Raw genomic sequence first — 24,234 nt, 5'->3', positions numbered from 1 at the left:
GTGGGGCTAACCCCAATGATGAGGAATTTCCCGTGGTATTAGCAATAGCGCAATTATCAAACCATGAGCACTCAGATGAGCAATTGATGTTGTGCTATGCCAAGGGCGATTCAAAAGCATTTGAACAGTTATACCTGAAGCACAAAGGTGCACTCTATCGCTACTTTGTACGTCAGTTAGGTGATAAGCAGTTAGCTGAAGATTTGTATCAAGAAACCTGGGGGCGGGTGATCCGCGCTGCGGCTAACTACGAAGCCAGTGCTAAGTTTACTACCTGGTTGTATCGTATCGCTCATAACTTATTGATTGATCATGTGCGGGCGGTTAAGCCCGTGGATTTTGTCGCTACTGATGAAGATGATGTAGGACTCGATACTTTTGTGGCGGGTGAGCAAGATAAACCCGATGTGCAGTGGCAAGAAGCGCAAAAGAGCTTATTGCTAAAGACCTGTATCGCACTGTTACCCCAAGTTCAGAAAGAGGCATTTATCCTGAATATTGAAATGGGTTTTACGGCTACCATCATTAGCGACATTGCGGGCGTGACCTTAGAAGCGACTAAAAGCCGTATTCGTTATGCTTACCAAAGCCTAAAAGATTGTGTCAGCGCGAAATGGCAGGAGGCGGGTCATGAGTAATTCTTCTTCAAGTGCTGATGAGCGCGCATTACAACAGGAAGTGCTGGCTTGGTATCGCCAGCAGGCCTTAGAGGTTCCACCGCAGCAACTCGATCAAGATATCTTACAGCTGGCGCAAACTCACTTAGCTGAAATGCATCAAAGCAAAATAACCGCCGTTGAAGCGCCAAGTTCTGTCTGGCGACGCCATCCTTGGGCGTTATCGAGCGCGGCATCGTTAGTGCTTGTTGTTGGTCTGCTGGTGCTGACTCGACCTCAAGTCGAAGATGCGCTTGCTCCAAGTCCTATGGTGATGAGTGCCCCTGCGCCACAAACGATGGCAAGAATGGCTGATACTGAAGCGATGCAATCTTTAAACATGCAAACAGAAGCCGTGGCTGAACATAAAAGACAGACGGAAATGCAGCAAGCTAAAGCCGCATTGGGAGCAACTGAGCAGCAGGATGCAATTAGCCCCGCTATCGCTGCAAGGTCTATGAATGCACCAAGATTATCTGAGCCTGCTGAAATCAATCAAGTGTCATTGACTGAGTATTTACATCGGTTACAAGTCCTCATCGAAGCGAAGGAGACTGAGCAAGCATTCGTGCTTGAACAAAAACTGCTCAAAGATTACCCGTATCTTGCAGTTAAGGATGTCGATGAAGCGCAGCAAATCGAATCGCAGCAAGTATTAAGACTTGAGTTTAAAAAGCTACAACAGCAATTACATCAGCTTGCCAAATGACTATGTGGTTGTGGTATTTACGAATAAAAAAGTGATTAGAAATCGCAAAGTGGTGAGATAAACAGCTAAATTTCCCTGAAATATGCCGAGACGTGCTAATGTTTGTGGTCTGTTTACTGTTTGGTATGTGATTTACTTGATCAACGTCATAAAGTGAACAGGTTTTAGCCTGTTATATTGGTGTTAGTTCACGACTTGGCTAGTATCAATAGTCAGACCCATATTCAGGAGGCATTATGCTTAAAAGACTCATGCATGATCATAAACATATAGCTGTATTGCTAAATGTTTTAAAAAACAAGCAGATGAAACTATCCGAAGGTGAGTCAATCAACTTCAGCGTCGTGCGCGATATTGTTGAATATATGCAAGGATATGCTGAACGTTGCCATCATCCCATTGAAGACATTATTTATGCCTACTACCTAGCCCATAAAACGAACGATACTATCGATAAATTGAGTGCCGAACATGAGTCGGTGATCCAATCCTCGGCCACCTTGATGGCGACTTTAAACTTGATCCTCAGTGATATTGTGGTTGCCCGCGAGAAACTGATTGTTGATTTTGCAGAGTATGTCGCATTGCAAGAGCGACATATGCAGATGGAGGAACGGGAAATATTTCCTTTGTTAGCCAAAAGTTTAACTGAGCAAGATTGGCAAGTTATTGAGTTAGAGTGTCAGAAATCGCTGATCGATGATCCTTTGTTTCTGGATCGAGAGCAGAAAGAATTCGAAGATTTACGGGTTTATCTCACAGCATCTGACTAATACTCTTTAGTTTATTAGGTCCATGTTGGTGGGCTTAAGCTGGTGTTTTTATACGGTTGAGGAGTAGATTTTTGATTCCGACTGCGATGTCTCGTGAGCCAAAGTTGGTTGGGATTTGTAAAGTATTATCGGAGTCGATGATGTTCGGTGCCATCGTAAGCTACTGTTATTGATTTATTTTTTAAAATTCCTGCTCGTAAGATCATACCCCGCTTATATTCTGTTTGCTCCAATAGTTGTAAATAAAAAAAGCGCCGAAGGGCGCTTTTCTATTCATGTTTGAAATGATAACTAGCTCATATAAACATGTAATTACAACTGGATAGCATCAATGTCGTAGTTAAAGTTATTATCGATTTCTTGGAGTTCTTTGAGCAAACGATGCTTATCTTTTAACGCTTCGATCTCACGCCATTTACGCTTTTTATTGGAGCCTCGCGAACGATCGGGTCTTTCAACGACTTCATCTAGCGCACAACCATAATCTAAACGATCCATGGCAACCTCCTGTTGTTGTATGTTTTGTCAGCGATTAAATAACATATTTTTAAAACAGGGTGCAAGAATTATGTTTCATTTGTGTTAATTTGAAATGAACTTTGAGTGATATGTCATTGATGTTATATGCAGAAGTAGAGAGGAGTTAAGCAGAAAAATTTAATAAAAAGAACGGGGTAGAATTAAAAAGCCAGCAATTGCTGGCTTTTTGTTCGATTAGATTTTGCCTTGTCGATAAAGGTTAATCAATGCGTTGCTTGAGGCATCTAAAGCATCGGAATCTTGCTCTGCGCCAATGCGTGCTAACACATCGTTACCGAGATTCTTACCGAGTTCTACACCCCATTGATCGAAGGAGTTGATATCCCAAATAGCACCTTGAACGAAGGTTCTATGTTCATACAAGGCAATTAAAGCGCCTAGGGTACTTGGTGTGAGCTTATCCATAAGTAAAGTATTGCTCGGCTTGTTACCAGGCATGACTTTATGTTGAGCGATCAGCTGCTTCTCTGTGGCGGATAATGCGCTATTAGCAAGTTCGGCTAAAGCTTCATCAAAAGTACGACCTTGCATTAAGGCCTGGGTTTGACCGAAGCAGTTTGACGCTAATTGGTCATGGTGCTCACCGATAGGATTATGGCTTTGCAGCGGCATAATGAAATCGGCAGGGATCAGTGCGGTACCTTGATGTAATAACTGGTGGTAGGCATGTTGGCCATTAGTGCCTTCGCCCCCCCAAATGACGGGACCTGTGCTGTAGTCAACATCAGTACCATTTAAGGTGACTGATTTACCGTTACTTTCCATATCTAGCTGCTGGAAATAAGCGGGTAAACCACGTAGGTAATGATCGTAGGTTAATACGACATGGGACTGAGCATTAAAGAAGTTTCCGTACCATAGGGAGAGTAATCCCATGATAACCGGCATATTCTCAGTCAGTGGTGCTGTGGCGAAGTGCTCATCCATCTGATGCGCACCCGTGAGTAGAGCTCTGAAGTTATCCATACCGATCAAAAGTGCAATCGGCAAGCCAATCGCTGACCAGAGAGAGTAACGGCCACCAACCCAATCCCACATAGGGAAAATATTGTTTGCATCGATACCAAAATCTGTCGCTTTTGCCACGTTTGAAGTGACTGCGACAAAGTGTTTTGCCACATCAGACTGCAAACCGCCTTTCGCTAGGAACCAGTCTCTTGCGGTGAGGGTATTGGTTAAGGTTTCCTGTGTCCCGAAAGATTTGGATGACATTATGAACAAGGTCGTTTCAGGATCCAGTAACTTCAGCTTCTCACTAATAGAAGTCCCGTCGACGTTTGCCACAAAGTGACAATTTAATTCGGGGTTCCAATAAGGGCGCAACGCTTGAGAGACGATTTTGGGGCCTAGGAAAGAGCCGCCAATACCAATACTTACAATATCGGTTATCGCTTTACCTGTGTAACCTTTCCATTGACCTGACGTCACTGAGCTCACAAACCCTTGCATCTTATCTAGAGTTTGTTGAACTTCAGGAACTATGTCTTGACCCTCGGCAATAATCGACTGTTCTGCAGTACTGCGAAGCGCTGTGTGCAGTACGGCGCGCTTCTCTGTGGTGTTAATGATTTCACCTGCAAACATCGCTTTGATTTTTGCTTCAAGTTGGCTATTGCTTGCCAACGCAAATAACAGATCCAGCGTTTCCGCTGTTGCTCTGTTTTTAGAGTAATCCAGTAATAAACCACAGGCTGATAGCGACATTTTATTGAAACGTGCCGCGTCAGTTGCAAACAATTCCCGCATATGCGGAACATTTTTACTGTGTGCTGATAAAGCTTGCCATGTTGAGCTTTGGGTCAAGAGTGTCATTTCACCGTCTCCAGAGTGCTTAGTTCGCGAGCTTAGCCGTGAGCATGACTTCGAGCTTACCTTGGTCTATCGCAAAGTTTCGAATGCCTTCGGCAAGCTTATCAACCGCCATTGGATCTTGGTTAAAGTCCCAACGGAATTGTGCTTCAGTCAATGGGGGTTCTGCAGCGACAGTGGTCGTTGCTGCAACCAGTTTAGGTGTGATGTCAACTTGCGAATTAGCCAGTTCTTCTAATAGAGAAGGGCCAATGGTCAGACGATCGCAACCTGCTAGCTCAATAATTTCACCGATATTACGGAAACTTGCACCCATAACAACAGTGTCAAAACCGTGTTGTTTGTAGTAGTTATAAATTTCAGTCACTGAAATGACACCAGGGTCATTTACGGCATTGTAATCTTTACCCGTATCTTTTTTGTACCAATCAAGTATGCGGCCTACAAAAGGAGAAATGAGGTAAGCACCCGCTTCGGCACACGCACGCGCTTGAGCAAAGCTAAATAGTAGGGTTAAGTTGCAGTTGATGCCTTCTTGCTCTAGTTCTTTAGCGGCACAAATGCCTTCCCAAGTTGAAGCAAGTTTGATCAGAATGCGTGATTTATCTACACCCGCTTCTTTATATAGGCGAACCAATTTATGGGCTTTAGCGATTGATTTTTCTTTATCGAATGATAAACGGGCATCAACTTCAGTTGAAATACGGCCAGGAACGAGTTTCAGTATTTCTACGCCGATATTGACCGCTAGTTTGTCGCTGGCATCATCAAGTTGCTGCACGAGATCGGTACTTTGTGATTTTGCCCAGTCGATAGCGTTATCTATAAGGGATTCATATTCAGGAATTTGAGCCGCTTTCAAGATGAGTGATGGATTAGTGGTCGCATCTTCAGGTTGGTAGCGTTTAATCGCTTCGATGTCGCCTGTGTCAGCGACGATAGTGGTATATAACTTGAGTTGCTCTAATGTATTGGCCATGAAAAACATCCTTCTCAGGTAGCAGTTTTAACTCGGAATTCACTGATGACTATTAGAAGCGATTTTGCCAACTTTTCCAACCTTGAATGTAAAAAAATTACAAAAATGACAATTTTATGTCTATTAAGGTATGGCTCGAGCTACGGGCTATCATCTTGGCTGCAGTAGAGGGCGTCGCTTGTCCTAGTGTATACCCCACAAAAACAAAAAGTCGCTGCAAGCAGCGACTTTTTTACTTCAGTAAGTACTATTACTTCAGAACAGGTTGTTTTGTTGTGGTAGTCACGATAGCTTCGATGCGACGGTTCGCAGCGTGAGCTTCTTTTGAATCACCAGCAACCAATGGCTGAGTAACACCGTAACCGTTAGAAGTTACGCGGCTTCCGCTGATACCATATTTCTCTACAAGAATCTTGGCAACGGCGTCAGCACGTTTGTCAGACAATTCCATGTTGTATTCTGGTTTACCTACATTTGAGGCGTGACCTGCGATTTCAACAGTGAAAGCTGGGTTTTTGTTCAAATAGTTAGCTAATCTTTCGATGTCTTTGTAGTAAACATTTTTAACTACAGCAGAATCGTTAGCAAACTGGATTGAACCTACGTCTTCTTTGTTCTTCACGTTTTCATAGATAGTACAGCCAACAGAGTCAACTTTGTGAGTTGCTGGTGTTGCTGGACATTGATCTTTGTCGTCGTAAACGCCATCGTTGTCAGAATCAACCGGTGCTGCTGCAACGACTGCTGCGGCAACTGGAGCTGCTGCAACTGGAGTTCCGAAACGGTAGCTCAGTTCTAGACCCCAGTAGTTGCTATCAGCTTCAACAATATTGTAATCATCATTTAAGTTTTCATAACGACGATATTTAGCTTGTAATTTTAAGTTGTCAGTGAAGTTATAACCAACACCAGCACCTAAATATGGAGCAAAATCATTTGTACTGTATTTGCTCGACGTTACACCATTGTTTTGGCTGTTTTCGAGTGAATAGTACATTGCACCAGCTTCAGCTGATAGGCTCCAGCGGTTAGCTAGTGGCCAAATACCAACTAGACCAAGTGTAGAACCTTTTACGCTTGCATCATTGCTGATACCCGCTGCGTTCCAATCTGCATTACCTAAATCACGGAAGCCGATTTCAGCACCGAAGTAATCGTTGAACATGTAGCCTGCGAAAACATCCCAAGCGTATGGACTGTCTTCACCATTCTGAGTGGCAACGTGCTCATAGTTATTAACGCCTAAACCGGCACCAACATACCAAGGTGTAAGTTCCTGAGATGCGCTGGCTGCGAGTGGAAGCAGAGATGTCAGTAATACTACTTTTAATGTGTTCTTCATCATTTTATTTACGTCCATTGATTATGATTCTCCACCAATATGCTTTGCTGGTTTTGTGCAAAACATTGCTAGCACTTAGTGTGGGGATCCTTTGATATTTTAGCCAGCGGTTAATTATCACTTGGTTTGTTAACTTTTTCCAGTATTAAGATCAACCTTTTAAAGGTTGTCATTCTGTAACTGGTATTTTTAATGCAAAAAAGGCACTCCGAAGAATGCCTTTAAATTACAATCTAATGTTAATTAGATGTTTCTATTAGCGTGTCCATACCCAATTTTCGATTTCTACTGGGTCTACACCATTCGCTTTAATATAGTTGCGGTGGTCAACTAATCTTTGCAGCATATCAGTGGTAATAGAGACGTGCATAGTTTCATCAATAACACCCTGTTGGAACAGCTTGTAAGCCATATCAATTACAAGGTGATAGCGTGATGTACCGTTACGAACACCCATATCAAATGGCGTTGTTGTTGAACCTTCTTCTTCGTAGCCTTTAATTCTGAAGCGACGGCTGCCTTTGTAATCAAAAATTAACTTTTTGATTGTATTTGGGTAACCATGGTAGTTGAATACCACGCCTTTATCTTGAGTAAATATTTCGTCCATTAACCAAGGTTTTTCTTTAAATTTACGGCTACCTAAGCCATCACTGCTTAATTCAGTGACACTAACGAAGCGGATTTTCACTCTTGGAAGGAGTTCTCTGATTAATACTAGAGAAGCCATACATTCTTGAGTGACATAATCACCACAACCTGCCAGCACAATATCGGGATTCTCATCTGAGGCAAAATCCCACACCATTACGCCGTCTTTTGTTTGTTTACGCGCTTCTTCCAAGCTTAGCCATTGTGGTAATTCTTTTTTACCTGCAACCAGAATATTGAGTTTGTCACGGTCAGCGAAGGCTCGCTCTGTATAAACCAATGTGCTGTTGGCATCTGCGGGTAAGTAAGCCGAGATTATTTTTGGATGTTTCTCCAGCATAGCCCCAAGGAAAGATGGGTTTTGATGTGAATAGCCATTATGATCTTGGCGCTCAAGTAATGAAGATAATACGACATTACAGGCTGGCAGTGGCTTACGGAAATGCACACCTTGGCTGGCGTAGACATATTTACAGTACTGATCGGCCATCGATGAGATAACTTGTGAGAATGCTTCGTAGGTGGGTAGCATGCCGTGCCGGCCTGTTACTGTGTAACCATGTAGCATGCCAAAAAGTAAGTTTTCAGAAAGCAGTTCAATGACTCGACCTTCACGGGACATATCTTCATCCCAACTCTCAATTGGCCACTGCCATGCACGATCGGTTTCTTCAAATACTGCTTGTAATTGATTTGAATAGGTTTCGTCAGGACTAAAAATACGTAGATTACGTTGGTCGCGGTTTAACTTGAACGCATCGCGCATCCATTCGCCCATTTTTAACATTGAATAGCCACGTTGACCACGTGGTACTTCTGGACCATAGCTGAGTTTTTCAAGATCTGGATTGGTTAATGCTCTAACAACTTCCCCGCCATAGGTTAAATGTTGACGGCCACAGGCAAGTTGCTTGGGTGGGATTAATGAACAAATGTCGGCATCAAAAATCAGTTCGCCTTTTTCATTCATTTGGTAGAGTTCTTGGAAGTCGTAACTGGCAAGCCAATTATCCAGCGCATCTAAATGACCCTTATCAGTGGCACATTTATTGACGATTACTTGATGCGATTCGCAGTTACCTTCTAATTTCTTACCTTTATATTCACTAACACCAGTCCAACCTTTGGCTGTGCGCATTAAAATGACTGGCCATTTTGGTTTAACTACGTCTTCGCCACTGCGTGCTCGACGTTGAATGTCATTGATCATGGTGTAAGCGGTATCCATGGCATTTGTCATCTGCACATAGATATCTTCTTCTAATTCGTTATCAACTATGATGGGGAAATAGCCAAGACCACGGAATTCAAGATCCAGTTCTTCATGGCTCATACGTCCCATGCGGGTAGGACCGGAAATCTTATAGCCGTTAATATGCACAATTGGCAATACTGCACCGCTGGTCGCAGGTGAAACTAAGCGGTTTGCATACCAAGATGCGGCTAATGGTCCCGTTTCTGCTTCGCCGTCACCAATTAAGACGGTTGCGATCAGATCTGGATTATCTAATACTGCCCCCCAGCCTACTGAGAGTGAGTAGCCTAATTCGCCACCTTCAAGAATTTGTCCAGGTGCTTCAGGGTTTGCATGTGAAGGATAACCATAAGCGGCAGAAAACTTCTTACAAATATCTTCGATGCCAGTTTCATTGTAGGGAATAGTTTCTGGGTAGAAATGACTTAAAGAGCCTTCAATGAATAAGTTTGCTTGTACAGCAGGAAAACCATGGCCTGGACCGACTAAATAGATAAAAGAGCGGTTATGCTTCACTATCAAGCGGTTAATGTTGGCATAGACAAAGTTAATACCTGGGCAGGTACCCCAATGGCCAAGTAAACGTGGCTTGATATCAGTATGGGTAAGTGGACGTTTATGTAAGACGTTTTGTTTGAGGTAAATTTGCGAGGTCGCAAGAAAGTTTGTCGCTCTGACATACTTTTTCAGAGCATTGATTTCATGTATTTGTGTCATGTTAAGCCTCACTAAAACAAACAAGAGATGATTGAAGTTTCTATGGGGTTACTATATTTGTAGTTTTATTACAAAAATGTGCCCTACATCCAAATTTTAAAAGTTGTTTTTGCTGTTAAATATAATAGCGCAACTTAGAACTTTTGTTAATCTAGCTTTAACAGTAGCTTAGCTAGTGTTGTAAGGCGTGATGTCAATGACGTTTAACTGTGCAAACGCGAGCTTGATCACATGAGCAATTTCGAATACTGTGCTATTTTGCTGCGTTGAATTCGGTAGCCGTGATGTTGTAAATTCACGGAAGGATAATTTGAAAAAATAAATCTACCGAAATTCTTACCTTTAACTTGGAAGGATTCATTCACCACAGATGTTGTACCTTTAATTGCAATTAGAGGAGCATTTGCTACGGGAAGAAGTAAAATAATATGTTAGAAACCATAGTTAATTTTTTGAATGCGCTACTTTGGGGTAAGTTGTTAGTATATGGACTAGTAGGAGCTGGTCTCTATTTCACCATTAGACTTGCCTTTATTCAGTTAACCCACTTTAAACATTCCATCAAAGTTATGACCATAAGTCGGCAAGGTTGCGATAGCGGTCTTTCTTCATTTCAAGTCTTTTGTACAAGTATGGCTGCCCGCGTCGGTGCTGGTAATATGGCCGGTGTTGCTGTTGCTATTGGTGCAGCGGGTCCAGGTGCAGTATTTTGGATGTGGCTTATCGCTATTTTAGGTATGGCGACTGCTATGGTTGAATCAACCTTAGCGCAGGTTTATAAAGTCCGAGATCATAATGGCCAGTTCCGCGGTGGTCCTTCCTACTATATGGAAAAAGGATTGGGTCAGAAATGGATGGGCATTTTATTTGCTGTCTTTTTGAACATTGCTTTTGGTTTAGTATTCAATGCAGTACAAGCTAACACTATTACCGGTGCAATGGAGCGAGTATTTGGTTTTAATCCAACCTATGTAGGGATTGGGCTAGTTATTGCCAGTGGATTTGTGATTGTCGGTGGTCTACGTAAAGTCGCGCGAGTATCTGAATTTCTTGTCCCCATTATGGCCTTAGCCTACATTCTTGTAGCCTTCATTATCGTTATTTTCAACCTAGAACAATTACCTGCGATTATTAGCTTAATTGTGAAAAGTGCTTTTGGTTGGCAAGAAGCTGCCGCTGGCGGCGTGGCTTATACTGTCGCGCAGGCAATGCAAGCGGGTATTGCTCGTGGACTTTTCTCGAACGAAGCGGGTATGGGCAGTGCGGCGAATGTCGCGGCAAGTGCATCGCCTAACCCTAATCATCCAGCATCCCAAGGTTTTGTGCAGATGATGGGTGTGTTTGCGGATACTATCGTTATCTGTACTGCAACGGCTGCGATAATCCTGCTATCAGGGGATATTGGCTCGAGTGATGATGGGATTCGATTAACCATTAATGCCATGTCTGCACATGTTGGCGACTGGGGTGGCGCATTTATTGCGGTGGCTATTTTCTTATTCTGCTTTACATCCATCATAGCCAATTACTCATACGCTGAAACAAATGTGATGTATTTAATGGGAAATAGTACCAAAGCACTGCCTTTATTCCGTTTGTGTGTGCTTGGCATGGTCATGTTTGGTGCCGTCGCTAAGATAAGTTTAGTGTGGAACTTGGCTGACGTTTCGATGGGGTTGATGGCGACGGTAAACATTGTTGCTCTATTACTATTATCGGGTCTGGCAATTCGCGTTATCAATGATTATCGTGAACAGATCAACGCGGGTAAGACTCCAGAATTCGATCGTAGTAAATTTCCTGAGTTGATGGATCAGCTTGATGATGATATTTGGCAAGATACCAGTCTTGTGCCGGCTAAAAAGCTTTAATTAGCCTAGCGCATCGACAATAGCCATTACTGATTGTTGTAATCGAAAAGACCACGCTGTTAAAGCGTGGTTTTTTTATGCTCGTTCAGTATCATAGGCATGTATTTTTGTTTCTGTTGGGAGTTTTTGATGTTGATATTGGTTTCGCCGGCGAAGACCTTAGATTTTGAACAGCCGCCACTGACGCAGGTGTATTCACAACCTGATTTTTTAACTTATAGTCAGGAGTTGATCCAAGTGTGTCGGCAATTGACCCCTACAGACATCGCCACTTTAATGAAGGTGAGCGATAAGATTGCGGGTTTAAATGCGGCACGTTTTGGGGAGTGGCAGCCTGATTTTAGTTTAGATAATGCAAAACAGGCCATTTTTGCTTTTAGAGGCGATGTGTATACTGGCTTTGATGCTGATACATTGTCTGAAGATGAAATTGCTCGAACTCAGTCACAACTACGTATTTTATCTGGACTTTACGGTTTGCTCAGACCGCTGGATTTAATTATGCCTTATCGTTTAGAAATGGGCACGGCGCTTTCTAATCCTAAAGGTAAAAACCTATATGAGTTTTGGGGAGAGACATTAACACAAGCGGTAAATGAAACGCTTGCTGAAACGAGTAGTGATATTATTGTCAATCTTGCATCTAATGAATATTTCAAAGCAATAAAGCCTAAAAAACTTCAAGGGCAATTAATTTCACCCATATTTAAAGATTGTAAAAATGGTCAATATAAAGTGATCAGTTTTTTTGCTAAGCGTGCTAGAGGCATGATGGCGAGATATCTCATTACGCATCAAATTGACACTTTAGATGAATTAAAAGCATTTAATGTTGCTGGTTATTATTATAGTGAAGAGCAGAGTTCTCCAACAAATCCAACGTTTTTACGTGAAGAGCAATAGCGAAATATCGATAAGATGTTAATTGATAGAGAACAGCTAATGCTGTTCTCTATATCATTGATGGCCTATTTTTCAGATTGAGTGACTAAAGGCGTTAATGTCACCGTTGAATTTGCCATGATATAAGCAAATTGTGCGTAGGCGGCGACGTTTTGAGCCAATGCGGCAGGGTCGATTTTATCTAAGGTATCATTCGGTGTGTGATGGTAATCGAAATAATCGTGGCCATCTTGCCTCAGAGATGCAACTGGAACACCTAATGCGGGGAGCATAGATACGTCTGGCCCACCAGAAGCTTGGTTATTGCCCAGTGCAACGCCATTGAATGACATAGGGCTGAGCGCCTGCTGCACTTCTGTGAATATGTTCTCATTCACTTTAGTATCGATTTGATAAATTCTACCGGCCCCAAAATCAGACTCTGCAGCTATGTAGTGCAGCGGTAATTCAGCTTTATGAGCCTCTGCATACGCTTTACCGCCAACGAGCCCAACTTCTTCAGCGGCATATAGCACTACTCTAACAGTGCGAGCGGGTTTTATGGGGAGATCTTGAATATGCTTGGCTGCAGCCGTCACAATGGCGACACCAGCGCCATCATCAATCGCGCCAGTACCTTCATCCCAGGAATCTAAATGAGCACCAATGAGCACTATTTCATTGGGCTTACTACTGCCCGTTACTTCGGCAATGACATTGTAGGAAGTATTAAAACCTAAGTTTTTTGGCGACATATGCAATTCGAGCAGGGCATTAGGATCGCGTTTTAGCAATGCACCAACCAAATCAGCATCGGGATTTGACATGGCAGCAGCGGGGATCTTAGGCACGCCATCTTGGTAGCGCATGATGCCAGTATGGGCCATGCGGTCATGATCTGTGCCAATAGAGCGGATCACGATAGCAACAGCCCCTTTTTGTGCTGCAGCGACTGCCCCTTTCGAGCGGCCACCAACGCTTTTACCATAACCTTCACCAGTGATATGGCGCTCTGTTTTTTGGTCAATAAAAACAATCTTACCTTGCACATCTTCAGGCTTGGCATGTTGTAATGCCTCTAGGCTATCAAAGCGCGCGATTTTAGCTTGTATACCTCCAGCAGGAGTCGCAATACTGCCACCAAGCGCAGTAATGACCAACGGCTGTTCTACAGGGACGGTGATTTTGGATTTGGCTTCACCGCGCTCCCAAATTGGCACTTGTACGGCTTCTTTATAAACACGGTCAAAACCAAGGCTGGTCAGTTTATTTATCGCCCAATTAACGGCGAGGATATCTTTTGGGCTTCCAGCAAGTCTTGGACCCACTTCAACCGTGAGTGACTCGACTAAGTCATAGCTTAATTGCGAAGATAATGCTGCCTGTTGTAATTGAATGACTTCACTAGGGGCAGTTTCTACTTGAGTTTGGCACGCACTTAAACTCCCGATTAAAAGACTCGAGAGAAGTGTAGTTTGATAGGGCTTCATTAGATTTCCTTTATTTTTATTAAGCATGTCCCATTTTTAAAAACAATCTAGCAAAAAGTGTGCTTTATGTCCCGACTATATCCGTAAGGCGACGCTATATTAGCGCAGGGGTTAGTTTTAGGAGAGAAAGTGCGTAATGAATATTGAATTAATGCAGGAGCGAGCCGATCATGCCGTAGTGCTATTAAAGGCACTCGCGAACGAACGCCGTTTATTTATTCTTTGTTATTTATTGAATGAAGGAGAAATGTGCGTTGGCGAAATGAATAAAAAATTAGGCTTAAGTCAATCGGCACTATCACAACATCTTGCTTGGTTACGCAAAGATAATTTAGTAACCACACGCAAAGAAGCGCAAACGGTATTTTATTCACTCAAGAGTGATGAAGTACGGGAGATGATTCACTTATTGAACAACATTTATTGTCATTAATAGTGTTTTTCAGATATAAAAAAACCGGCAATTGCCGGTTTTTTTCATTTGCTATGTTATAGATTAAGCAGCGATTGCTTTGATCTTAGCGTTCAAACGTGCCTTTTGACGAGCGGCTTTATTCTTGTGAATAAGACCTTTAGTCGCCATACGGTCAACGATTGGTTGTGCAACAGCAAAAGCTTCTGTTGCTGTTTTGTGATCGCCTGCTTTAATTGCAGCGATTACTTTTTTAACGTATGTACGTAACATTGAGCGACGGCTGGCGTTATGCTGACGACGCTTTTCAGATTGAAGCGCGCGCTTCTTTGCAGACTTGCTATTAGCCAAGGTGCAACTCCTAAAAACTGGATTTGATACTTTTAAAGGCCGAGGAATATGCCTGCATTTAGTCACTTTGTCAATGACTATGATTGAATATTCATCATAAAGATAAATTAATCCAACCTGCCTTGGCTATCTTCGACCCAACTCGTGTAATATGTGGCGCAATTCTAGCAGCTATTACCGCAGTGTGACAGAGCCTGAATCGATTTTTTGAGATGTATCACCTAATCAATTCGATATGGGTCTGGGGGACGTTTGAGTAGAAAATTATTAAAATCTGGCCTGATTGTTAGTGCTATGACATTGATATCCCGAGTTTTAGGTCTAGTTAGGGATGTGGTTGTTGCTAATTTGATGGGCGCAGGGACAAGTGCTGATGTGTTTTTCTTTGCAAATAAAATTCCTAATTTTTTACGCCGTTTGTTTGCTGAAGGGGCTTTTGCACAGGCGTTTGTACCTGTTTTAACTGAGTACCAAGAGAAACATACTGCAGAAGAGACTCGTGATTTATTGAGTAAAGTTGCGGGCACATTAGGTTTACTAGTGACAATAGTGACCCTTTTGGGGGTGGTTGCATCACCTGTATTGTCAGCTTTATTCGGTGGTGGTTGGTTCATCGCTTGGCTTAACAACGAGCCAGATGGTGCTAAATTTGAACTCGCTACCGTTGTGCTTAAAATTACTTTTCCTTATCTGTGGTTTATCACATTTACGGCATTAGCGGGCTCAATTTTAAATACCCGAGGCCGTTTTGCGGTATCGGCTTTTACACCCGTTTTTCTCAATGTGGCAATTATTGCGGCGGCTATTTTCTATGCGCCTACATCGACCCAGCCTGAGGTTACCTTGGCTTGGGGCGTTTTTTGTGGTGGTTTGATTCAGTTCCTATTTCAAATTCCCTTTTTGTTGCGTGAAAATGCGCTCGTCAAGCCTTCTTGGGGCTGGCATCACCCAGGCGTGGTGAAAATCAGAACTTTGATGATCCCAGCATTGTTTGGCGTGTCTGTCTCACAGATTAACCTGCTATTTGATACATTTATCGCCAGTTTTTTGATGACGGGTTCAATAAGTTGGCTCTATTATGCCGACCGTTTACTCGAATTTCCCTTAGGATTGTTTGGGATCGCGATTGCTACTGTGATTTTACCTGCGCTGTCACGAAACCATGTGAATGACGAAGGTGCGGGCTTTGGCAAGACGATGGATTGGGGGATTAAAGCGATTCTACTGCTAGGTCTACCGGCTATGATGGGGTTGATCGTGCTCGCAAAGCCCATGCTGATGGTATTATTTATGCGCGGCGCTTTTTCATTGCATGATGTTGAAATGGCTTCCTATAGTTTGATGGCTTATGGTAGTGGTTTGCTTAGCTTTATGCTGATTAAGGTGCTTGCTCCTGGCTATTACTCTCGTCAAGATACCAAAACACCTGTGCGTTATGGCATTATTGCCATGATCACAAACATGGGCTTTAACTTGCTGTTTGCTATTCCTTTTGGGTATGTTGGACTGGCGATTGCGACCTCAATGTCAGCATTGCTAAACGCCACATTACTATACCGAGGCTTGCATTTAGCTGGCGTTTATCGTGTTTCTAGGCCGACTATGGTGTTTTTTGCTAAAGCCGTGGTCTCTACAGCCTTGATGGTGGTAGTCTTGTATTACTTTTTGCCTTCACAACAAATTTGGTTAGATTGGCATTTGTTCGATCGTGCGAAAGCCTTGATAGGCTTAATTTTAGTTGGGGCAGTCAGTTACTTATTGTGTCTGCTTTTGCTCGGAATTCGTCCTTGGTCAATTAAACGGGGAGCTTGATTGCTGATTCTCATCGCTAGCTGTTATATAATCAGCCGATTTGCGCTTGGCAGTTGTCTAACGTTATGGAATTAATCCGCGGTATACATAACATTTTGTCATCCCACCACGGGTGTGTATTGACTATAGGTAATTTTGACGGCGTCCATCGTGGTCATGCACAGGTGATTGCGAGCTTAGTGCAGAAGGCGAAGCAGTTATCGTTGCCATCGACATTAATGACGTTTGAACCTCAGCCGCAAGAATTGTTTAGCGGCGACAACGCGCCGGCTCGTTTAAGTTTATTACGTGATAAAGTCATTTTGCTCGATGAACTTGGGGTTGAGCGGTTAGTGTGTGTTAACTTTAATCGCACTTTTGCTAATCAACCTGCAGAGCATTTTATTGAAGAATTGTTGGTCCGCAAACTGGGTGTCAAATACCTCGTCGTCGGTGATGATTTTTGTTTTGGTCAAGGCCGTAAAGGCAATTTTGAAATGCTAGTACAGGCGGGTATCCAATATGGCTTTACTGTGGTCAGCACTCAAAGTTTTATGCTGGGCTCGCAAAGAGTGAGCTCGACTGCTGTGCGTGAACAATTGGCGAAGGGCAATCTTGAACAGGCTAGACGCCTATTAGGGCACCCTTTTACCTTGAGTGGTCGTGTAGCGCATGGGCAAAAAATTGGCCGCACAATTGGTTTCCCCACCGCTAATATCGCCTTAAAGCGCAATGTTGTGCCGGTACGCGGTGTGTTTGCGGTTAAATGTTATTGGGATAACAGCGATATTTATGAGGGCGTAGCCAATATTGGGTTTCGCCCGACAGTGAACGGTCAAGTGTGTCAGCTTGAGGTGCATCTTTTTGATTTTGAAGGTGACATTTACGGCAAACATGTTGAAGTCGAGTTGGTGGCTAAACTCCGAGATGAGCAACCTTTTGACTCATTGGATGCGCTAAAAAAACAGATTTTAAATGATGCAAATGAAGCCAGAGCTTTATTTGGTAATGATGCAGGCTGAAATTTATCAGTTTAATTAACGGTATAGGATCAATGAGCGACTATAAATTTACTTTGAATTTGCCGGAAACAGAGTTTCCGATGCGTGGTAATTTGGCAAATCGCGAGCCAGAGATGTTAGAGCGCTGGACAAAAGACGGTTTGTATCAACAGATCCGTGATAGCCGAATTGGCCGTACTCCCTTCATTTTGCATGACGGCCCACCGTATGCGAATGGCAGTATTCATATTGGTCACTCAGTTAATAAAATCCTCAAGGACATTATTGTTAAGTCAAAAACTATGTCTGGTTTTGACGCACCTTATGTACCAGGTTGGGATTGTCATGGTTTGCCTATTGAGCTGAAAGTTGAGCAAAAAGTGGGTAAGCCAGGTCAAAAAATCTCTGCGGCAGAATTCCGTGAAGAATGTCGTAAATACGCCGCCGAGCAAGTTAACGGTCAACGTGAAGACTTTATCCGTTTAGGTGTGCTGGGTGATTGGCAAAATCCGTACTTAACGATGGATTTTTCAACGGAAGCTAATATCGTTCGTTCTTTATCGAAAGTGATTGAGAGTGGTCACTTACATAAAGGCGTTAAGCCAGTGCATTGGTGTACTGATTGCGGTTCTGCCTTAGCTGAAGCTGAAGTGGAATACGAAGACAAAACATCACCTGCTATCGATGTGGCGTTTGTGGCTGCCGATAGCAAAGCCGTTGCGGCTAAGTTTGGGGTAAGCGATTACTCACATCCTGTTTCTATGGTGATTTGGACGACCACGCCATGGACGCTACCAGCGAACCGCGCCTTGTCTTTGAGTCCTGAACTGGATTACAGCTTAGTCGAATTCGAAAAAGACGGTGTGACGCAAGCGCTTATTTTAGCTGAAGTCTTGGTTGAATCTTGCCTGACTCGCTATAACATCGAAAGCCATACAGTGCTTGGTACAACCAAAGGCGCTGCGCTTGAGCTTGTCCGCTTTAATCACCCGTTCTTGGATTTTGATGTGCCTGCAATTTTAGGCGATCATGTCACTACTGATGCGGGTACCGGTATCGTTCATACTGCACCGGGTCATGGTCAAGACGACTTTGTTGTTGGTCAAAAGTACGGCTTAGAAGTCGCAAACCCTGTTGGCGACAACGGTGTATACAAGCCTGATACTGAGTATTTTGCTGGGCAACATGTTTTTAAAGCTAACGATAACGTCGTAGCTTTGCTGAGAGAAAAAGGTGCCTTGCTGAATCACGTGGCTTACCGTCACAGCTACCCACATTGCTGGCGCCACAAAACACCAATTATATTCCGCGCGACACCGCAGTGGTTCATCTCTATGGATAACCACGGCCTACGTACGCAAGCATTGAAAGAAATCGAGCAAACCCAATGGATCCCTGATTGGGGACAAAGTCGTATCGAAAAAATGGTTGAAAACCGCCCTGACTGGTGTATCTCACGCCAACGTACTTGGGGTGTGCCTATCACGCTGTTTGTGAACCGAGAAACCGAAGAGTTGCACCCTGATAGCGTGTCGTTAATGGAACGCGTGGCGAATCGTATCGAACAGCAGGGTATTCAAGCTTGGTGGGACCTTGATGCCGCAGAATTGCTGGGTGATGAAGCGGAACAATACCGTAAAGTAACCGATACCTTAGACGTTTGGTTCGACTCAGGTTCAACCTTCTCGTCAGTGGTAGCGGCGCGTCCTGAATTCCACGGACACGGTGTTGACTTGTATCTTGAAGGTAGCGATCAACATCGCGGTTGGTTTATGTCATCTTTGATGATTTCAACCGCAATGAATGGCAAAGCACCGTATAAGCAAGTGCTTACCCACGGTTTTACCGTCGATGGTAAAGGCCGTAAGATGTCAAAATCTATTGGTAACGTGATTGCACCACAAACGGTAACCAACAAATTAGGCGCCGACATTCTGCGTTTATGGGTTGCGGCAACAGATTACAGCGGTGAGATGACGGTTTCAGACGAAATCTTAAATCGCAGTGCCGATGCCTATCGTCGTATTCGCAACACTGCGCGTTTCTTATTAGCCAACTTAAACGGTTTCGAGCCCGCTAAGGATTTAGTGGCCGTTGAAGATATGGTGGCGTTAGATCGTTGGGTTGTTCGCCGTGCCGCTGCGCTGCAACAGGAAATCATCGAAGCCTATGATCAATATAACTTCCATATAGTGACTCAAAAACTGATGCAGTTTTGCTCGGTTGAGTTAGGCAGTTTCTATTTGGATATCATTAAAGACCGCCAATATACGGCTAAGCAAGAAGGCCATGCGCGCCGTAGTTGTCAATCGGCGCTGTATCTGATCTCTGAGGCCATGGTGCGTTGGATTGCGCCAATTTTAAGCTTCACTGCTGACGAAGTATGGCAATTACTGCCTGGCAAGCGTGATGCTTATGTCTTTACCCAAGAATGGTATCAAGGTTTGAAATCAGTCACCTTAGCGACTGATTTGAGCGATGACTATTGGCAGCAGTTACTAACCGTGCGTAATGAAGTCAACAAAGTGATTGAACAAGCGCGTCGTGACAAACGTATCGGTGGCTCATTAGAAGCTGAAGTGACCTTGTTTGCGGATGCTACCTTGACTGAGCAATTAACTCATATCGGCGATGAGTTGAGATTTGTGTTGTTGACCTCTGAAGCCAAAGTATTGCCTTTAGCCGATGCGACATTGGAAGCGGTTGAGACTGAGTTGGCATCACTGAAATTAGTGGTCGCATCAAGCACTGCTGAGAAATGTGAGCGTTGTTGGCACCACAGAGAAGAGGTTGGCACTATTGAGGCTCACCCAACACTTTGTACTCGCTGCGTAACCAATATTGAAGGTGACGGCGAAGTTCGTCAGTTTGCGTAAAGGATCTGTATGCCATTAACTTGGAAAGACAGTGGCTTACGTTGGTATTGGGTAGCTGTATTGGTGTTTTTAGCCGATCAGCTATCTAAGCAATGGGTCTTAGCCAATTTTGATTTGTATGAATCAGTGAAATTATTGCCCTTCTTTAATTTCACTTATGTACGTAACTATGGTGCAGCTTTTAGTTTTTTAAGTGAAGCTGGAGGTTGGCAGCGCTGGCTGTTTACGATTGTTGCGATTGGATTCAGTACGTTATTGACTGTGTGGTTGCGTAAGCAATCGTCTTCTTTGTGGAAACTGAATCTAGCTTACACCTTAGTGATTGGTGGTGCTTTAGGTAATTTAGTCGATCGATTGATGCATGGTTTCGTGGTTGATTTTATCGATTTCTTCTGGAATAAGAGCCATTATCCAGCATTCAATATTGCCGACGCTGCTATTTGTGTCGGTGCAGTGCTGATTATTTGGGATGCATTTGTAAGCGATAAGTCTGAAGCTGATAGCGCTGAAGGGGTTAAAAAGTGACTGTGACACGTTCATTATTATGCCACATGAACATTGTGCTTGCTGATGGCTCAACTGCCGATAGCACTAAAGCCTCGGGTAAACCGGCTCGATTAAATGTGGGTGATGGTACTTTAAGTCCTGTATTTGAGGCGCAGCTGGTGACGCTTGCTGAAGGTGATAAGCACAGTTTCACGCTTGAAGCGATTGATGCCTTTGGCGAATCCAATCCTGATGCTATCCATTATCTAGATCGAAGCCGTTTTCCGGCTGACATGAGTTTAGAGGCTGGCGTGATTGTGAGTTTTGCAGGCCCTGGTGGTAGTGAGATCCCAGGTATTGTCCGTGATGTTGCGGGTGATTCCATCACAGTCGATCTTAATCATCCTCTGGCAGGACACAAGATCACTTTTGAACTGGACGTAGTAAAGGTATTTTAAGATGAAACTCGATCCTACTAGCCCAAGTTTAAACATTATGCTCGCTAACCCGCGAGGTTTCTGTGCGGGTGTTGATCGTGCTATCAGTATTGTTGAACGGGCGTTGGAATTATTTTCGCCGCCTATTTATGTTCGCCATGAAGTCGTGCATAACCGCTATGTCGTGCAGAATCTGAAGGATCGCGGTGCGGTTTTTGTCGAAGAGTTAGATCAAGTGCCGGATAACAACATTGTTATCTTCAGTGCCCATGGTGTATCTCAAGCGGTGAGACAAGAAGCTAAGGCGAGAGGGCTGAGAGTCTTTGATGCGACGTGTCCTTTAGTGACTAAAGTACATCTTCAGGTGACGCGTGCCAGCCGCAAAGGTATTGAGTGCATCCTGATTGGCCATGAAGGGCACCCTGAAGTCGAGGGTACTATGGGTCAATACGATAATCCTAATGGTGGAGTTTATCTGATTGAATCGCCTGCTGATGTTGAAGCTTTGGAAGTGCGCGATCCCAATAATCTCTGCTTCGTGACACAAACTACTTTGTCTGTAGATGATACTTTGGACATTATTGTTGCGTTACAGAAAAGGTTTCCCTCTATAGAAGGTCCGCGAAAAGACGATATTTGTTATGCAACGCAGAATCGTCAAGATGCGGTACGCAATTTATCTGCAGACGTTGATTTATTGATTGTTGTTGGCTCAAAGAACAGCTCTAACTCTAATCGTTTACGCGAGCTAGCATTGAAAACAGGAACCCAGTCTTATCTAGTGGATACTGCAGATGATGTTGAGTCTAGTTGGTTTGATAATGTTACACGTGTAGCCGTCACCGCTGGAGCTTCAGCCCCCGAGGTTTTAGTCCAACAAGTGGTTCAAGCAATCGCTAAACTTGCTCCTAGTGTTGTGACTGAAGTTGAAGGGCGTAAAGAAGACACTGTTTTTGCTGTGCCAGCCGAATTACGTTAAATCTGTGTACTGTTTAATCGTCAATAAAAAAGAGGCTATAAGCCTCTTTTTTATTGTCTCAAATTCATTCAAAGCATAATGATGTCAATGCTTATGTGCTAATGTTACTGGCTACTTACATTTTACTCATCTATTATTAACTGTTGGTAGTTTTTATCGTAATACTAAGATTTTTAAAGGTAAATAGCTGAAAAGCTTGTCAAAAATATGACTAAAATCGAAAGGTTGACACAAAGGGAATTTCAACGAGGCTTCTCATTAATTGAAGTGCTTGTTGCGTTAGTGATCTTAGTCATTGGCTTAATTGGTATTTTTAATCTGCATATTGTTGCAAAGCGTGGCAGCTTTGAATCCTTTCAGCAAACTCAAGCCTCCTATTATGCAAACGATATAATTAATCGAATGAAGCTGAATAGAGCGCAGCTGGGTAATTACGCTGGTGAGTATACTGGCTCTCTTAATAAACCAGGCAATGTTTGTGACGTTGCTGTTGGCGCAGTGAGTATATGTACTCCAGAAGAGACTGAAGCTTGGGATCTTTACCAGTGGGAACAGAGTTTTATGGGGGCTGCCGAAGTTATGGATAGCCAGAATGTTGGTGGGTTAGACTCTCCAACAGCTTGCATTAATGTAGATGGTTCAACTGTAACGGTCTCAATTGCGTGGAGAGGGATCCGAGAGGGCGCGGGTACAAGTTATTCTGGGAGTGAATGTGGAGAAGATATTGGTACGCGTAGGCGGCTTTTTATTCTTTCGACAATGATTATTTAGGTTAACTATGTATGGATAATTTAAAAAACTGTGAGAAAGGGATGTCGCTGGTTGAGCTAATGGTCTCTATGGTCATTGGCTTATTTCTCACTCTTGGGCTTTTTGGCATGTTTAGTATGTCTTCTTCCAATGTGATCACAACGAGCCAGTTTAACCAATTGCAAGAAAATGGACGAATAGCTTTGTCGCTCATGGAAAGAGACATTAGTCAGTTAGGTTTTATGGGGGACATAACGGGAACTGATTTTGTACTTGGAACCAATATGACCTTGAGGGATGGTGTTGCAAATGATTGTATTGGTGCAGGTGTAAATAACGGTACTTTACCTAATGCTGAACCTGCACACTTTAGGCGTCTATGGGGATATGAAGAGGGCGAGAGTGGGGATACATTAAGTTGCTTATCAGGTGTGAATCAGAATACGGATGTCATTCAAATTAAAAGATTAGTTGGCCCACCAGTGACTAATCCCAATGGCGAGCGTTTTTATATGGCTGCAACTTCGAGTGAAGCTGTGATGTTTAAAGGCGGTAATCCTCCCAATCCAGTACTCGAAAATGCTCGTTTTTGGGAATATCAGCATCATATTTATTTTATTAAAAATGATGGTTCTGTACCTGTTCTACGCCGAAAAACATTAACCAAGAATAATGGCATGAATAACGAAGAGCAGTTAGTTGAAGGCATTGAGAATATGCGTATTCTTTATGGTTTTGATAGTAATGGAGATGATACCGCCGATAGTTTTATGCCTGCAGAAAATGTAACCACATTAATGTGGGACAACGAATTATTTCAAAGGCTTGTTGCCTTAAGGGTTTTCTTGTTGGTTCGTGCTATTGATGAAGATAAAAGTTACACCAATGAAACTACTTATACTCTGGGCGATAAGGAAATTAAAAATTTGAATGATCATTATCGACGCAAGATAGTTTCGACGACTATGGTGCTTGCTAATCCAGTGTTAATTAGAAATTAGAAGGTTGGTAAGATGAAAAAGCAAAAAGGAATTGTATTATTTTTTGCACTTATCATATTGTTGCTTATGACTATTATTGGTGTCGCTTTGGCTGTTAATTCGACCCAATCTATGCGTATGTCTGGAGCAGGATCAGAACGTATAGAGGCTAAGTCTGTTGCTGATGGTGGCTTAGAGGCGGCAATCGAAGCCAATAAAGGTGCTAGCTTAGCCAAACTATCTGAGATTTCATCTGTGGTTGAATTTGGTTCTAACCAAACGTTAACGCCAATTCCTTATGAAGTTGATGCTGCAGGTAATGTTGTCATTAGTGCAACAGATGTTGGATGCCAGCGGAGTACAAGGCCAAATAGTGGTAATTTAATCAGCTGTCGGCGTGTTGAGATTAGTAGTACAGCAGAATTTGGTAGAGATAAACTGGGCCAACTCACTGTTGTCGCAGGTGTGGAGCAAGAAGTTTTAACTGGGAGTTAGAT

22 protein-coding genes are annotated in these 24,234 nt (G+C 43.2%); 15 read left to right on the top strand and 7 right to left on the bottom strand.

Annotated elements, in window-relative coordinates; all coding sequences use genetic code 11:
* Nucleotides 1-32: 32 nt before the first annotated feature.
* From L5M10_RS13905 to L5M10_RS13895, 3 genes are all read left to right on the top strand, one after another.
* A complete protein-coding gene (locus L5M10_RS13905) occupies nucleotides 33-638 on the top strand; it encodes a sigma-70 family RNA polymerase sigma factor (RefSeq protein WP_263160904.1) in 606 nt (201 codons plus the stop codon).
* A complete protein-coding gene (locus L5M10_RS13900) occupies nucleotides 631-1,365 on the top strand; it encodes a hypothetical protein (RefSeq protein ID WP_263255435.1) in 735 nt (244 codons plus the stop codon). Before L5M10_RS13905 ends, L5M10_RS13900 begins: the two co-directional genes overlap by 8 nt.
* A gap of 236 nt (nucleotides 1,366-1,601) precedes the next feature.
* Nucleotides 1,602-2,138, top strand: a complete 537-nt coding sequence (locus L5M10_RS13895) for a hemerythrin domain-containing protein (protein ID WP_105249947.1) — start codon at nucleotides 1,602-1,604, stop codon at nucleotides 2,136-2,138.
* A 312-nt stretch (nucleotides 2,139-2,450) separates the two neighbouring features.
* On the opposite strand, the gene L5M10_RS13890 is transcribed toward L5M10_RS13895, so the two are convergent.
* The 5 genes from L5M10_RS13890 to L5M10_RS13870 form a co-directional block, all read right to left on the bottom strand.
* On the bottom strand, nucleotides 2,451-2,636 hold the full coding sequence (locus tag L5M10_RS13890) for a DUF3545 family protein (protein ID WP_006080618.1): 186 nt from the start codon (nucleotides 2,634-2,636) through the stop codon (nucleotides 2,451-2,453).
* Between the two features lie 216 nt (nucleotides 2,637-2,852).
* Nucleotides 2,853-4,490 carry a glucose-6-phosphate isomerase gene (gene pgi, locus L5M10_RS13885; RefSeq protein ID WP_168823543.1) on the bottom strand — a complete coding sequence of 546 codons (1,638 nt, stop codon included), beginning with the start codon at nucleotides 4,488-4,490 and terminating at the stop codon, nucleotides 2,853-2,855.
* Between the two features lie 19 nt (nucleotides 4,491-4,509).
* Nucleotides 4,510-5,466: a transaldolase gene (gene tal / locus L5M10_RS13880; RefSeq protein ID WP_028760931.1), complete on the bottom strand. Its 957-nt coding sequence runs from the start codon at nucleotides 5,464-5,466 to the stop codon at nucleotides 4,510-4,512.
* Nucleotides 5,467-5,716: 250 nt separating this feature from the next.
* Nucleotides 5,717-6,826: an OmpA family protein gene (locus L5M10_RS13875; protein WP_028760930.1), complete on the bottom strand. Its 1,110-nt coding sequence runs from the start codon at nucleotides 6,824-6,826 to the stop codon at nucleotides 5,717-5,719.
* A 238-nt stretch (nucleotides 6,827-7,064) separates the two neighbouring features.
* The gene (locus L5M10_RS13870) at nucleotides 7,065-9,431 is read right to left on the bottom strand and encodes a phosphoketolase family protein (RefSeq protein ID WP_263236571.1); all 2,367 of its coding nucleotides are present in this window, start codon (nucleotides 9,429-9,431) and stop codon (nucleotides 7,065-7,067) included.
* Nucleotides 9,432-9,859: 428 nt separating this feature from the next.
* On the opposite strand from L5M10_RS13870, the gene L5M10_RS13865 reads away from it, so the two are divergent.
* A complete protein-coding gene (locus L5M10_RS13865) occupies nucleotides 9,860-11,302 on the top strand; it encodes an alanine/glycine:cation symporter family protein (RefSeq protein WP_263255434.1) in 1,443 nt (480 codons plus the stop codon).
* A gap of 129 nt (nucleotides 11,303-11,431) precedes the next feature.
* Nucleotides 11,432-12,205 (top strand): peroxide stress protein YaaA, encoded by a 774-nt coding sequence (gene yaaA, locus L5M10_RS13860; protein WP_263236568.1) that lies wholly within the window; start codon nucleotides 11,432-11,434, stop codon nucleotides 12,203-12,205.
* Between the two features lie 65 nt (nucleotides 12,206-12,270).
* Here yaaA and L5M10_RS13855 read toward each other — a convergent pair whose 3' ends face one another.
* Entirely contained in the window at nucleotides 12,271-13,674 is a 1,404-nt protein-coding gene (locus L5M10_RS13855) for a M28 family metallopeptidase (protein ID WP_263236566.1), read from the bottom strand.
* A gap of 136 nt (nucleotides 13,675-13,810) precedes the next feature.
* Between L5M10_RS13855 and L5M10_RS13850 the strand changes: the two genes are divergently transcribed.
* Nucleotides 13,811-14,107 (top strand): ArsR/SmtB family transcription factor, encoded by a 297-nt coding sequence (locus L5M10_RS13850; protein ID WP_006084975.1) that lies wholly within the window; start codon nucleotides 13,811-13,813, stop codon nucleotides 14,105-14,107.
* A 63-nt stretch (nucleotides 14,108-14,170) separates the two neighbouring features.
* Here L5M10_RS13850 and rpsT read toward each other — a convergent pair whose 3' ends face one another.
* Complete coding sequence (gene rpsT / locus L5M10_RS13845; RefSeq protein WP_011790375.1) at nucleotides 14,171-14,437, bottom strand: 30S ribosomal protein S20; 267 nt, start codon at nucleotides 14,435-14,437, stop codon at nucleotides 14,171-14,173.
* A 252-nt stretch (nucleotides 14,438-14,689) separates the two neighbouring features.
* Here rpsT and murJ point away from each other — a divergent pair, with 252 nt between their 5' ends.
* The 9 genes from murJ (at nucleotide 14,690) to L5M10_RS13800 (ending at nucleotide 24,232) form a co-directional block, all read left to right on the top strand.
* Complete coding sequence (gene murJ / locus L5M10_RS13840) at nucleotides 14,690-16,249, top strand: murein biosynthesis integral membrane protein MurJ (RefSeq protein ID WP_113941315.1); 1,560 nt, start codon at nucleotides 14,690-14,692, stop codon at nucleotides 16,247-16,249.
* Between the two features lie 65 nt (nucleotides 16,250-16,314).
* Entirely contained in the window at nucleotides 16,315-17,250 is a 936-nt protein-coding gene (gene ribF, locus L5M10_RS13835; RefSeq protein WP_263236561.1) for a bifunctional riboflavin kinase/FAD synthetase, read from the top strand.
* Between the two features lie 32 nt (nucleotides 17,251-17,282).
* Entirely contained in the window at nucleotides 17,283-20,105 is a 2,823-nt protein-coding gene (gene ileS, locus L5M10_RS13830; protein WP_263160898.1) for an isoleucine--tRNA ligase, read from the top strand.
* Nucleotides 20,106-20,114: 9 nt separating this feature from the next.
* The gene (gene lspA, locus L5M10_RS13825) at nucleotides 20,115-20,630 is read left to right on the top strand and encodes a signal peptidase II (RefSeq protein WP_028760922.1); all 516 of its coding nucleotides are present in this window, start codon (nucleotides 20,115-20,117) and stop codon (nucleotides 20,628-20,630) included.
* A complete protein-coding gene (gene fkpB / locus L5M10_RS13820) occupies nucleotides 20,627-21,049 on the top strand; it encodes an FKBP-type peptidyl-prolyl cis-trans isomerase (RefSeq protein WP_263255433.1) in 423 nt (140 codons plus the stop codon). The genes lspA and fkpB overlap by 4 nt, the downstream gene beginning before the upstream one ends.
* A gap of 1 nt (nucleotide 21,050) precedes the next feature.
* Complete coding sequence (ispH, locus tag L5M10_RS13815) at nucleotides 21,051-22,007, top strand: 4-hydroxy-3-methylbut-2-enyl diphosphate reductase (RefSeq protein ID WP_028760920.1); 957 nt, start codon at nucleotides 21,051-21,053, stop codon at nucleotides 22,005-22,007.
* A 183-nt stretch (nucleotides 22,008-22,190) separates the two neighbouring features.
* Nucleotides 22,191-22,778, top strand: a complete 588-nt coding sequence (gene pilV, locus L5M10_RS13810) for a type IV pilus modification protein PilV (RefSeq protein ID WP_263160927.1) — start codon at nucleotides 22,191-22,193, stop codon at nucleotides 22,776-22,778.
* A gap of 11 nt (nucleotides 22,779-22,789) precedes the next feature.
* Nucleotides 22,790-23,758, top strand: coding sequence for a PilW family protein (locus L5M10_RS13805; RefSeq protein ID WP_028760918.1), 969 nt, complete (start codon nucleotides 22,790-22,792; stop codon nucleotides 23,756-23,758).
* Between the two features lie 12 nt (nucleotides 23,759-23,770).
* On the top strand, nucleotides 23,771-24,232 hold the full coding sequence (locus L5M10_RS13800) for a PilX N-terminal domain-containing pilus assembly protein (RefSeq protein ID WP_263255432.1): 462 nt from the start codon (nucleotides 23,771-23,773) through the stop codon (nucleotides 24,230-24,232).
* Nucleotides 24,233-24,234 lie beyond the last annotated feature (2 nt).

The sequence above is a fragment of the Shewanella sp. SM32 genome (assembly GCF_025654235.1).
GTDB lineage: Bacteria > Pseudomonadota > Gammaproteobacteria > Enterobacterales > Shewanellaceae > Shewanella > Shewanella oncorhynchi.
This window is presented reverse-complemented; position numbering and strand designations above follow the sequence as displayed.